The organism is Legionella sp. 16cNR16C (genome assembly GCF_021297775.1).
Taxonomy (GTDB): domain Bacteria; phylum Pseudomonadota; class Gammaproteobacteria; order Legionellales; family Legionellaceae; genus Legionella_C; species Legionella_C quinlivanii_A.
In genome coordinates, this window is the sequence record NZ_JAJTMX010000002.1 from 100,852 (window position 1) to 113,584 (window position 12,733).

Genomic DNA, 12,733 nt, shown 5'->3' on the forward strand with positions numbered 1-12,733 from the left:
AAAGGATGTTGATTCCGAAAAACGGCAGGCTGTAATAAATCCCGCTTAATATTAAAATAATGACTGCAATTAGCGTGATTGTTCTATTCATGTTTTATAAATCCTTGTTTGCAAATCTTTCGGCTTATGTGCCTGGTCCTCCCAGACGCCAGATGCCATCCCATTCAGAAACCGGTGAATCGAGAAATGCCTGGCAACGTTTTATATACACACTGGCCAATTGATCATCGGGATAGACTGGGGTAAGTGTTTCAAACAGATTAAGCGCATTTAACCATTCGCCTTGCTGATAATAGCTAAACGCTTTGGTGAATGTTGCTTTGTATTGGTCCAGATTTTGGATGTTGTCGTCAGTAATAAGTTCATAAATACGGGTACTTTCCTGCTTACCACGAACTGCAATCTCATCAAGCAGGCGAAAATTAAACTGATCGGCAACTTGTTTGAAAGTGCTTTCGCTGACAATGACCTGAGTATGATACAGTTTGTTCACTGCTTCAAGGCGGCTTGCAACGTTCACTGTGTCACCCAGGGCTGTATAACTGAGTCTTTCTTCAGAGCCGACATTACCGACAATCGCCTCACCTGAATTAATTCCAATGCGAATATGGAACAGAGGAAAATTATTCTGCTGATTGAGCTGATTGGTAAGCTTTAGGCGTTGAGCCATATCAATAGCTGTCTGGCAGGCATGCAAAGCATGCTCTGGGTCACTAAGAGGCGCATTCCAAAGCGCCATAATGGCATCACCAATGTATTTATCCAGTATTCCCTCGTGCACGATAACGGCTTCGGTCATCGCCTGAAAATAATTGGATAAATACGTGATCAATTGTTCCGGACTTGATTGTTCTGTCAAATTTGTAAAATTTTTAATATCCGAAAATAGTACTGTGATTTCCTGGCGCTCACCACCCATTTCTGCAATTTTTCCACTTAGAATCAGTTGTTTTACTAAACTGCTCGGCACATAGCGCTGAAACGATAAAAGGCTGGATTGCATATGAGTAAGACTGGTATCCATATAATTAATTTCTTTGATCAGCGTCTTTATAGGCGGTCTTTGCTGTATGTCAAGACGGGCTATCTGCTGGGCTTCATTTGCAATCTGAATAATTGGTTTTGAAATCCGTTGTGAGAAAACGCGGGCAATGAGAATGCCTAGTAATAATACGCAGGCTGTCCATAACAAGGTATGAAGGCGCAGAGTTCTCAACGGAGCTAACACATCACTGGCCGGAACAATAATCGTGATGTACCAGGGTTTTGATTGATGCGATTCCATAATCGGTCGATGAATGAGGAAATATTCCTCGCCTTCATGCTTAAAAGAGCTCACTTCAAACAAGCCGGTCGTTTTATTTAAAATTGATGAAGGGATATCCAGTTTTTTCAAATGATAGGCGAGATGATTTTTGTCTATAACAAGATCTTCCTTTTCATGAGGGATGCGATAAGCGATGACTTGTTTGCTATTATCAGTGACATAAATCAGTGAGTTTTGAGTGAGATTGAGCTGATTAATAAAAGTCTGGATCCCTTCGATGGACAAATCCATCGCGAAGACCCCAATAAATTTATCATTTTTATTATAGACAGGTATTGCTGCGGTAACGCCATACACAGTACTTTTATAGTTACCAAAATTTACGAATTGATATACATTAGTCCAGGTGGGTTTTCTTATAGCCTCCGCTTCCAGATACCAGGGGCGCAGGCGCGGGTCATAGTCGTGAAGCGTTACTGTTTCAATCAGCTGGCCTTGTTCATTGTATTCATAGCGTTCTTTGATAGGTGGAACATTGGTGTTTAAAATATGATTTAAGCCAATGATATTTTTTTGCGTGCGGTCGACCCCATAGAAGTCGCCTTCTTTGGTTCCATAATAAATCATAAATAATTGAGGGGTATCACGAATTGATTCGAGGAGGTATTTGTCAAATTCTTTCGGATCGATAGGGTCAATAATCTTTTCTTTTAATAAATTTTTCATTTTTTGCAGATCCCGGTTCAAGGGATGCAGGTAATTATGGATGCGTTCATTAAGCAGTAGAGTCGTTTCAATAATGAGATTTTTTTCGCTTGCACCAAGGATTTGATTTAAAGCGCGATAATTGATAAACATAATTGCAAAGCCGATTAACCCTAGTAGCAGAACAAAGAGGGTAATGATGCTTAAGCGGATACTTACCATGAATCCTTTTAATTGCATGAACATTTCTCGATTTTTTCTCTCTAACAAAGTATATGAGTGTTTTTAAGGCTTTGCCTGCGATTTTAAATAGCAGGAAAGGCTTGGTCGTATTTTTGATTAACTTTTTTTCAGAGCTCTGTTAATATGCCATTGGATAAAAAAACCTGCTAAAGCGATAAATCGTTTTGCATTCGGAATCAAACACTTCAATTTCCGAAGCAGGGAATGACTCACAATGAATAATAATAATCGGAGCAAAATGTGGCTAAAAGCTCGCAAAAAATATGGTTTTTGCAACTCATTCGATCTGTGGGCTGTGTACTGGTTATCTATACCCATTGGTTTGGTCTGATTTTAACCCCTAATGCCATTCATGAAATGATTTTTCAGGATCCCCTTCCTGATTATCCTCATGTTCAGCTCACTGAATATCTGGGCATCATCTTCAGCCATTTGGGGCTTAGTGATTTCAGAGCCGGCTTTTTTAGCCTGGGCTTATTTTTCCTGCTTAGCGGCTATATTATTCCTTTCTCATTGAGAAATTCGACACCCTTCACCTATCTTGTTCGTCGGCTATTTCGTATTTATCCAACTGCTATTGTCTGTCTGATTATCGCGGCCAGTACAATCACCATCGCAAATCATTATACGGGAAGCTCACTAATCCCTGACGTTTTTCAGCCCCGCATATTAATAGCGAACCTGCTATTAATACGAGATGTTTTACATACGCATCATATTGAAAGGGCGCTATGGACGCTCGAAATTGAAATGCACTTCTATCTTTTATTTTTTGTCTTTTTTTATTTTTCCATTGAAAAAAGAGTTGAAACATTTTTATTGTCCGCGGCGTTCATGCTTTTTGCCAGCCAGTTCTTTGTTTATTTCAGTGGATTTTTCCATGATGAAACACGCACCCTGGTCTTTGGCTTCGGCAACTTTCTCGCCATGAACAGCAGTTACATTACTTATATGTTTGTGGGCACCGCATTTTATTATACCTTGTCAAAGCAATGGTCTGTTCTGACGGGAATTACCACAACCATTTTGATGATGATGCTTAACTATCTCTGCCTGAATACGGGAACTATTTTAAATGGCACTGGCAGTTTAATTTTTATTAATCATTGTTTCGGGATTGTCATGTTCCTGTTCCTGTATCGAATCAATGATCGAATTCCTTACAGCAAATACCTGAATCACTTCGCTGAAATTTCCTATCCTCTTTATTTATTACACGGATTTACTGGTTATACGATCTATTTCCTCATTTACCCGCTGACTCAGAATATTGCCTTGTCGGCAACCTTATCGCTTTCTCTGGTATTTATTCTGGCAAACCTGGTCCATTTCACCGTGGAAAAGCCAAGCATGACTTACTCCAAGAATTATCTGAAAGCCCGCGAGGGAAGAAGCAGGGCTTTGGCGGGGGATTTGCAGGCTACGGCGGATTAAGAGCCTGCCTGTCTCGACAGTCACTTAACAGTCACAGGACCCAGACTGTCGAGATCAAGCACCTCAACTGGAATGTCATCCAATTCATCAATCTGCTTGACAGCTTGCAATTCCTCTTTAATTGATTTGAACATTTTGGAATCGTAATTCACTCCCTTGATTTTACTGTAAGAAACATTATTCACAATGACATCTTTAAGAAAGTCTGCGAACTTAAGGATGGCAATCCCCAGGGATTCAACAACCGTTAATTCCTTTTGTTCTTTTCTATCAATTATCATTTGAGCAGCAGGACTAAACTCAACACCATGTCTCTGCAAATCACGTAAAAGCAAGATGTTGGTATGCTCAACTGCTGACAAACTTAAGTTGACTGTTTTCATTAACTCTCTGGCAATACCAGGTTTTTCCGAGATTAAATAACTGGTGACTGAACTGCGGTTGGCACGTATCGCTTCAAGCAGATAGCCGATTTTCTGTTCGTCTGTCAGTTCAGTTCCGGAGGAGTGAAGCTGTTCCATAAGAAGTTTTACTGATTGAACATCGCCGCTGCTAATCGCATGGCTCATGGGACTGGGATTTTTGGAACTGGAATATTTACTTTGTCCTAAAATTAATTGAGAAAGTTCTGAAGCAACATTGTCAGGCATACTTTGTATAAATCGAACCAGCTCCTCTTGGGGAAATTGAGCTTCTAATTTCTCCTTTGCTTTTACAAAGTTTTTTTGCGCATTCTCCAGTGATACAGCTCTGTAATCCTCTATCAATTCGGCAAGCAGGGTCGCATTTTTACCGGAAGCCATAGCAGAAATGAATACACCGGAAGGCATATATTCCTCGTAAAATGTTTTAAATTTTGTATCTGCTTTCAAAATTCCTATTATATCTTTTCTACCCAGGCTAAAGGCGTAGTCCCAAATAAGGAGCCTCTGATTATCTTTGTCAATGTGCGCGAGTAAGGCTTCAAGTGCTGAGGTGTTATTGGACTTTACCGCGGCCATGGCAGCTTCCGCATAACCGTTCGCCCCACGTTGCTTCAGGTATTCAATAACTGATTTATCATTGTGCGCGGCAGCAGCAGGGAGTGTTTTAAAGAGTTGGTCGTCGCATTCGGCAACCAGGTTGGGGTCGGGGAGATATTTTTGGTATAAACTTTCAACATGAGGGAATACTCTTTCTTCATTTTGTTTTTCAGGATGTCTCAGTATCTGTATTTCAAGCCCCAAATTGCCTTTGCTATAATGAAAAACATTAGAATCAAGTTCTTTGATTAAAGCAGTTTCATCAGCAAATTTTTTAAATCCACTGCTGTAGTTCGGATCGTAGACAATATAATTACCATTCGTTTTATGGATAGAAATGGCATGATTGATACTAGCGACAATCATCACCTCATCGTCTTTGAGTGCAATATCCTGTAAGGCTTGTATCCAGTTACTCTTTGAAGCGGCCATGCAAAAACTAAAAGAAGAACTTAGTGGAATTCCTTTAATTTTTAAAGCCTGCATCGCAGTGACCTGATGCAGCTTATTATCAAATTCGTGGGGGGCAAAGGCTAGAAGCGTCTGAAAGGCAAAATTATTGATGTCCTCGTCGGTGATATTGTTATCCCGTTTTCCTTCTGAAATATATTTCAGTATGTTTTCAAATTCCTTACTTCGTCCTTCAAGCACATATTTTGCATGAACGATGGCGAGCCCATTACAAATCCCGGTGCGGTTCATTTCAAAGGGGAAGTTGTTGGCTTTTAAATATTTGTTTAAAACATTAATAATTCGTCCCTGGTTAACATCGGTACTCATAAAGGCTACCTCACCTGTATTACGCTGTATTTTTTACTATTGTAATCAATTAAGATTAAGAGAGGATTAACCAGGCTTTATTCAGAGTTGCTTGCCAGGATTTATTTACCTAAGTGCCAGGCTGCTGCACTTTATGCGCGATACCTAAAGAAGTAAATTTAACTGCCATCCCCCGTGTAGGTATTGTTGCGTAGGTGCACAAAGAACCGTCTTTGCGAGCGTTAGCGAAGCAATCCAGATCCTCACTTTATTCAGGCTTCGATCTGGATTGCTTCACTTTGTTCGCAAAGACGACAGGTTAGTTACTTGATTCTATTTACGCAACAACTCCTTCCCGAGAATGACACAATTTCCGTAACCTAAGCGCAGCTCAGAGAGAACAGGAGCGAATCACATTGGTTTAGTCGTCTTCAAACCCGATATCGGTATGTCCATATGGTAAATATAATGTTCAATAATTTGTCTTGCCTGCTCGCTGGTTAAGGGTTTAGTGATAGCCCCTTCCATGAAATAATCATTGCAATCGATTTTAACCACATCGGCCTCATAACCGGTTAAAGCAATGATTGGTACGCGGAAACCGCTTCCATCTTCCATCTGGCGGAATTTCTTGGAAACAATATATCCTGAACCATCTTCCAGGCCAATATCCATAAATACCAGGTCATATTTTCCAGGTTTAAATAAACTGGTTGCTTTCTCTCCGGAATCAGCGACATCCACCTGACAGTCGAGCTGCATTAACAGGGCCTGCACGGCTTTTTGAGCGATGGCATTATCCTCAATCATTAATACTTTGGGAGGATTTTTAGGGTCGCGAAACACGAGCGGATGGGATTGCTCTGTATCGGAAACATGGGCTTTAAGCCGTTCTTTGAGCTTGCCCAGTTCTTCTTCCATTTGCTTTCTTTCAGTCATATCTACCAGAATAACCACCATGCCGGTTATTTGTTTGTGCTCATTAAACAAGGGAATACGGGAAGAATGATAATAGACAATCTTTTCACTGGCGTCGATTACAGGGGCTTCTTTTACGTCAATCAGTGGTTTTGCTTCAAGCAGTGCATTAATATCATCTTGTTTGAGCTTCTGAATTCTTGCCTCGGAAAAATGACTTTTTTCTACGAGCTGTGAGTAAACAGTCCCTGGCAAGTCTTCCAGTTTTTCCAATTGTAAAAGATCAAGAAAATTCTGATTACAATCGACAATCATACAATTTTTGTCTAATACGTAAACCAGATTAGGCATGTAATTGATTATGCTGTGATAATAATGATGCAAAGACTCTAGGTTATTTAATTCTTCATTGGTTGCATCAGTCATTCTTAACCCTCCTCTTAAGGTTCACCAAAAGTATAGACCATTTACTGCTATATTTTTGAGTAAAATGGACTGTTTTTACAAAGGTGACCATGGATAAATATACGGACCGCTGTCAGGCAGGAAGACTGCTGGCTACATACCTTGAAAAATACAAAAACAGCGATGGAATTGTGCTTGGATTACCGCGCGGAGGAGTTCCTGTAGCCTTCGAAGTAGCTAAAAAACTTCACCTGCCGCTGGATGTGGTAATTGTAAGGAAGCTGGGATTGCCAGGTTACAAAGAGCTGGCAATGGGTGCAATTGCCTCCGGAGGTACTGTCTTCTTTAACGAGGAGTTGATTAAAAATCATAATGTATCCGCACAAGCTATTGAAGCAGTTATCAAAGCAGAAACGCATGAGCTTTTGCGGCGGGAAGCAGTCTACCGCGGCAATCGGCCATATCCTGTTCTGACTGGAAAAAAAGTTATCTTGATCGATGATGGTATTGCCACTGGCGCCACACTCAAAGCGGCCGTGGAGGCAATCAAAAAACAGAATCCCTCCTCGATCACCATTGCTGTTCCGGTTTCCGATCCTATGGTTTGTAAAGAACTTGAAAAACTCGTTGATGAAGTGGTTTGCCCGCTTATGCCTCCTGATATTCAGGCAGTAGGGCTTTGGTACGATGATTTCCGACAAACCAGTGATCAAGAAGTACTCAGTTTTTTAAAGCCTATTTTTTAATCAAAACCTCTTTACAGTTTTGTAAAAAAACTTGACTTTTCGGATGCAATCGTTGTTAAATATCTGAACAAACTACTCAGGAGGCAATGATGCGATTGCTAAAATTATTTCAAATACTGAATAACATTGAGCAAAACAGATACTCAACATCCCAACCACAAGAGGTCAATCTGGCCGAAGAACAACGGCCTGAGATACTGCTAATTACCTGTGTCGACTCTCGAGTGGTTCCGGAATTAATATTCAATGCCGGACCTGGCAAGATATTTCCAGTAAGAAATATTGCAAATCTCGTACCGGCTGATCCAGCTAAAAGCGCCGCGTCAGGTATAGAGTATCCCCTGGCCACAATGGATAGTATTCAACATGTCATTATTTTAGGGCATTCCAATTGTGGAGGTATGAAAGGTCTTACCAATCCAGGAATAAAAGATAAGGTGCCTTCAACTGCGTCCTGGTTGAAGAAACACGCAGCGGGCGTCATTCCCAGAGTTTCTGCAATGCCTGGTTATTCAGATCTTTCTGAGCGGGAAAAACTGGATCTGATTATTCAAACCAATGTCGAAATGCAAATGGAGAAATTGTTGGAGTATCCTCTGATTAAAGCAAAGCAAAAAGAGGGGGTCACTGTTCATGGATGGGTTATGGATGTTGGGGATCAGGTAATTTCTCAGGCTTATGATATGGAGTCGAAGCAATTTTTAAGCCGCGACGATGCCGAAGAAAAGATATTAAATCAAATTGCCAGACAAGCGCTGGAAAGGGTGACCCTTGAGTATATAAGGACAGCAGTTGGCAGTGCCAATGCAGGTGAGGATATCAAATCGCTGATGGAAAAACTCAAACAATTAAAAATCAATGTGGAGCCCATTTGGAAAGAAATTGAGAGCAGTTTTAAACGATATTTAATGTCACATTTGCATGAATTATATAATGGAAATGAGCCTGTTTTACTCAAATTAATGGAATCAGTTCCGCAAATGAAATTAGCGAATTTACAGGCCATGCAACAGGAAGTAACAAACTCTGTTCCTTATCAGAACTATTGCGCAGGCCTGGTTCGTCAAGGGGGATTTCTGAGTGAACATCGCGCTGCCTATGCCAGTGTTTCTATGGCCACGGATGTAGTCGCTGCAAACACAGGTTCAGTTGCTAGGCTTTAAGCACTAGAAAATACGCGGCAATATAATTCGGTAATTTCTCAGTTTTACGAAAAAACTCTTCTCGGCTGGAAAAACTTCCAGCCAGATAATCAACCTGGTATAAATTATTGGCAAAAGCACCTCCAGTATCAGCCAGAATACCCATGCGGGTAATCGATTGTTTTTGTGCATTCGAGTATTGAATCAGAAGGAGTTTTCCCAAGCCAAATTGCTGCAGATCGCCGGCAAATGTCACCTCAGTATTAACTGTAATCTTATGATCCGCGTCTTTTCCATACCCTTTAATGCCTTCGACTTCTCTAAAATACCAGAAACGCTCCTGTGCATAGGGCTTCTTATTGCGATCATAGGCAATATTATTGCAGCGATGGACATTGAATATTTTTTGCTGGCCATTGGGGAAGGAGGCTACCAGTGTTCCTTCCATTAAAGCTTCTTCAAGATCTGCCCGGCTTAAATAGGCTAATACAGGCACCTTTTTTTGCTTGAGCGCTCCTCTAAGAATCGCTTGTTTCCCATAGCGAAAACGGGTTAATTCCGGGTGCTGATTAGCTTCCTCAATAGTCAGCTGATGTTCATCATTCGGCAATCCATACAGGGCATAGGGATGTTCTGGAGTTGCCTTTTCGCTGACATTCGCCTGGTGCACAAAATATTTAGTCATTAAAACAGAATCTTTGGGCAAATTTTTCAACAAAGGCTTGCCGGAAGTGAACTTCTGAGCCTGAGTTAAGTCTGGATACCAGCGGATAAATTCAAAATTTGCCCTGATAAACGAAGGATCACTCATCTGCTTTTGATGCTGACAAATAAAAGCGAGCGTTTTTTTCACTCTTTCCAGAGAAACAGGCACTATTTTCCCGCCATGAATGACTTGCGGATCATAGCCTGGCCCTTTATTCAGATAAGCTAAAGTTTCTTTAGCGGTCGAGCATAGCGCTTGAGTATTGATTTCATAGACGCTTTGCAACTGTGGTTGCATGGGTTGAAATTGAGGGGCCGCTGCCAGAGTAAAACTAAGTAATAAGAAGGGCAATAAGCATCGCAGCATTTTATAATCGCATAGATAAAATAATGCTTTTAGCAGAAAATCCTTTGAGTAACAATTGAAAATTTGTAATCAGGGGCCCGAGTTGTTAACTTCTGCGGCCAGGATAGATTATTTTAAATACTTTGGACTTTACTATGCAAAAAATTATTTTTATCACAGGTTGCTCAACGGGCATTGGTTATGAAGCAGCCTGTGCTTTGCATCAAAAACAATATCGGGTTATTGCTTCCTGTCGAAAAAAGGAGGATTTAACCCGCCTGGAGGAGCAGGGAATTGAAGCCTTGCAAATGGATATGAACGATAATGCTTCGATTCATCAAGGCTTTGAGCTGCTAATGCAAAAGACCAATGGCCAACTGGATGTATTAATCAACAATGCCGGCTATGGGCAGACCGGCGCTTTGGAAGATATAGAACGCAATACCCTGCGTGAGCAATTTGAAACTAATGTGTTTGGCTTAATGGAGCTGACCAGGCTGGTTATACCAGTAATGCGCAGGCAAAAAGCAGGCAGAATAATCAATATGAGCTCCATTTTGGGACTGATCAGTATGCCGTTTCGGGGAGCGTATAATGCATCAAAATATGCAGTAGAGGGTCTAAGCGACACGCTAAGATTAGAACTTCAGAGTTCCGGCATTAAGGTTATCACCATAGAGCCCGGCCCAATTGAAAGCCGTTTCAGGGACAATGCAATCAGTTACTCATTGACAAAGATTAATCAGAAAGACAGCCATTTTTCCAGACAGTATGATTTTATGCTGAATCATTTTCGCGAGCAAAAATCGAAATCAACGTTTACCTGCGGGCCTGATGCAGTGATTAAAAAAATCATTCATGCAATCGAGGCAAAAAATCCCAAGCCTCAATATCGAGTTACCTTTCCTGCCCATTTTCTTGCATTCCTAAAACGTATATTAAGCGTTCGCATGCTGGATCGCTTTATTGGGTTTGTTTCAAGAAAAGAGCTGGGTGAGTAAATTAGTTCTTGGTTGCTGCTACAAAACCTGTCTTTGCGAGCGAATGTGAAGCAATCTATTTCATTGCCTCATTAAAACTCGGATCTGGATTTCTTCGCCAGGGCTCGCAACGACGATTTCTTTCGGTGTAGGCTTTCGCAATAAAAACATGCCCTAATACTCCCTTAAGAATAACTTGCGATAATCGCCCGAAGATGTGAGAAATCAGGGCGAATTAAATGGTTAAAGAGGTTAAAAAAAGATTATCCTCCGATGAGCTGAATTCGATTATCGGAAATACACTTCCTGATGCTCAGAAACGAGCAGTATTTCAAGCGGCTTCTCATTATTTTCTCGATAAAGACGAAGTAAGAATAACGCTCGATTTTTTTAATTTAATTAATCAGATTATTCCCAATCTGGCTGAAAGCGATTTAATTAATCAAGGCGATATCCAGCGAAAGGCCATTTTATTTGTTGAAGAGGCGAAATCTGCTGATTATCCGGCTGTATTGAATATACTGAAACAACACTCTGTCCAGTTATGCTTAAAGCCTCGATTGCTTTTTTCAATCCTGCAAAAAGCCGCCAGTTTTCCCAGCGAATTTGATTTTAAATTAATGGACTACTATTTAGGACATTGGGCGAATAGCGGGCTGCAGTTTTCTGAGTTATATGAACAATTCAGGGAAATTGATAAAGCCTGGTTGTCAGAAAATAGTGGATGGATATTCAGTTTTATTCAGCATATGGTCGATAGGAGAGCCTTCGCTCCGGAAGAGATATATCGTTTACTTGCCAGATACAATGATTTGCTCTCCCAGGAAAATGGGCAAGAACAGGCAAAGCAAATACTGTTTTTATTGGAATCGAGCTTTAAAACCAATCATAAAAGTGTTGAATATATCCTGTGGTCGAATATTGCTGATTATTTTACGCGAATCAATCCCGCTCTTCATGACAAGGCAGCAGCCGTAGTGGCCAATTTTATTCACTTGATTTCAGATACCAGGGGAAACCCTGGACTGTGCTTTGAAGGTTTAATAAAACAGGATGTATTTAATTTCTCAAATCAGGAAATAAGGGAATTTCGCATCTTGCTTATGAATGCGCTGACACAGAGAATATTCCATACCCAGGAGCTTAAATCAGAGCTTCTTTTTTTCTGGAATGAGTCACGCAACGACTGCCTGTTAAAAGATTGCTTCGCAGCTTATGCCTGCGGTGTTGAAACCGCTCTGCAATCGCCCTCAACTCCAGAAGCTTCTCAGAAGCAAGTACTGCTTTCTATAGCCCGCGAGTTGCAATCGATAGGAGAAAAAAATCCCACAATCAGCGAAAATTCCCATCGAGTCAAAGAGCTTCATGGCCATCTGCAACAGGCAATTAAAGGCTATGAAGCCAGATGGTTTAAATCAGATGCGCGAACTCATGAAGTAAGCAAGCTGAAGGCGAATGTTGATTCCTGTTTTAAAGGCAATACCGACAGCTCCCATTATTCGGCAGTATTGAAACTTATTCGTGATGCCAAGAAAAAAGCAATGGCTGATGATGAGGTGATTAATACTTCGGGAAGCCGATGGTATGAGCTATTCAAGCACAATGGCAAGGGATATAGCCGTTATTACCAGACCTTAAATCAAATGCACGATATGGTTTTAGCCGCCTGGGGAAGTGATAATCAGGCAATTAACGAGCTGAATCAGTATTACCATTACATTGAAGAAGATATTACAGAAACTATAAAATTAGTAAGCGCTTCGATTAAACATTGGCTTGAGAATGATAAAACGTACCAGGCTTTTAAAGCAGACAATAGTAAGCGCTCTTTTTTCTATAGCGAGAATCGTTACATGCAGCTTAGTGCTTGTGACGAATTTGCAGACGAATATCAATGGGGTAGTATAAAAGGCGTCTCGGAAGCGTTGCTCAAAATTGAAAAAGCACTGCCGCCGTATATTAAAAATTTAGTCAATGAGTTAAAGCAGTCTCTGGATGTTTATCAAAGAGACGAGCCGGATTATCAGCTCAATGGCTTTAATCCGGATCACTTGTTTTAGC

General features: G+C 40.8%; 9 protein-coding genes. 5 read left to right on the plus strand and 4 right to left on the minus strand.

What is annotated here, in order from left to right; translation table 11 throughout:
- Positions 1–124: 124 nt before the first annotated feature.
- A complete protein-coding gene (locus tag LXA66_RS04425; protein ID WP_233012131.1) occupies positions 125–2,212 on the minus strand; it encodes an adenylate/guanylate cyclase domain-containing protein in 2,088 nt (695 codons plus the stop codon).
- Positions 2,213–2,455: 243 nt separating this feature from the next.
- On the opposite strand from LXA66_RS04425, the gene LXA66_RS04430 reads away from it, so the two are divergent.
- The gene (locus LXA66_RS04430) at positions 2,456–3,649 is read left to right on the plus strand and encodes an acyltransferase family protein (RefSeq protein WP_233012132.1); all 1,194 of its coding nucleotides are present in this window, start codon (positions 2,456–2,458) and stop codon (positions 3,647–3,649) included.
- A 20-nt stretch (positions 3,650–3,669) separates the two neighbouring features.
- Here the strand turns inward: LXA66_RS04430 and LXA66_RS04435 are convergent, their stop codons facing one another.
- A complete protein-coding gene (locus LXA66_RS04435; protein ID WP_233012133.1) occupies positions 3,670–5,451 on the minus strand; it encodes a YopT-type cysteine protease domain-containing protein in 1,782 nt (593 codons plus the stop codon).
- A 390-nt stretch (positions 5,452–5,841) separates the two neighbouring features.
- Complete coding sequence (locus LXA66_RS04440; RefSeq protein ID WP_233012135.1) at positions 5,842–6,774, minus strand: response regulator; 933 nt, start codon at positions 6,772–6,774, stop codon at positions 5,842–5,844.
- Between the two features lie 89 nt (positions 6,775–6,863).
- On the opposite strand from LXA66_RS04440, the gene LXA66_RS04445 reads away from it, so the two are divergent.
- Positions 6,864–7,499 (plus strand): phosphoribosyltransferase, encoded by a 636-nt coding sequence (locus LXA66_RS04445; protein ID WP_233012136.1) that lies wholly within the window; start codon positions 6,864–6,866, stop codon positions 7,497–7,499.
- 86 nt (positions 7,500–7,585) lie between these two features.
- Positions 7,586–8,662: a carbonic anhydrase gene (locus LXA66_RS04450; protein WP_233012138.1), complete on the plus strand. Its 1,077-nt coding sequence runs from the start codon at positions 7,586–7,588 to the stop codon at positions 8,660–8,662.
- Here the strand turns inward: LXA66_RS04450 and LXA66_RS04455 are convergent.
- Entirely contained in the window at positions 8,652–9,713 is a 1,062-nt protein-coding gene (locus LXA66_RS04455) for a hypothetical protein (protein ID WP_233012140.1), read from the minus strand. The two genes, LXA66_RS04450 and LXA66_RS04455, sit on opposite strands and share 11 nt — an antisense overlap.
- A 134-nt stretch (positions 9,714–9,847) precedes the next feature.
- Between LXA66_RS04455 and LXA66_RS04460 the strand changes: the two genes are divergently transcribed.
- A complete protein-coding gene (locus LXA66_RS04460) occupies positions 9,848–10,693 on the plus strand; it encodes an SDR family NAD(P)-dependent oxidoreductase (RefSeq protein ID WP_233012141.1) in 846 nt (281 codons plus the stop codon).
- Positions 10,694–10,911: 218 nt separating this feature from the next.
- Entirely contained in the window at positions 10,912–12,732 is a 1,821-nt protein-coding gene (locus LXA66_RS04465) for a hypothetical protein (RefSeq protein ID WP_233012142.1), read from the plus strand.
- Position 12,733: the final 1 nt, after the last annotated feature.

Coding starts and splice junctions, on each gene's coding strand:
- LXA66_RS04450 (WP_233012138.1), top strand. CDS start 7,586: ATGATGCGATTGCTAAAATTATTTCAAATACTGAATAACATTGAGCAA.
- LXA66_RS04435 (WP_233012133.1), bottom strand. CDS start 5,451: ATGAGTACCGATGTTAACCAGGGACGAATTATTAATGTTTTAAACAAA.
- LXA66_RS04425 (WP_233012131.1), bottom strand. CDS start 2,212: ATGCAATTAAAAGGATTCATGGTAAGTATCCGCTTAAGCATCATTACC.
- LXA66_RS04445 (WP_233012136.1), top strand. CDS start 6,864: ATGGATAAATATACGGACCGCTGTCAGGCAGGAAGACTGCTGGCTACA.
- LXA66_RS04465 (WP_233012142.1), top strand. CDS start 10,912: ATGGTTAAAGAGGTTAAAAAAAGATTATCCTCCGATGAGCTGAATTCG.
- LXA66_RS04455 (WP_233012140.1), bottom strand. CDS start 9,713: ATGCTGCGATGCTTATTGCCCTTCTTATTACTTAGTTTTACTCTGGCA.
- LXA66_RS04440 (WP_233012135.1), bottom strand. CDS start 6,774: ATGACTGATGCAACCAATGAAGAATTAAATAACCTAGAGTCTTTGCAT.
- LXA66_RS04460 (WP_233012141.1), top strand. CDS start 9,848: ATGCAAAAAATTATTTTTATCACAGGTTGCTCAACGGGCATTGGTTAT.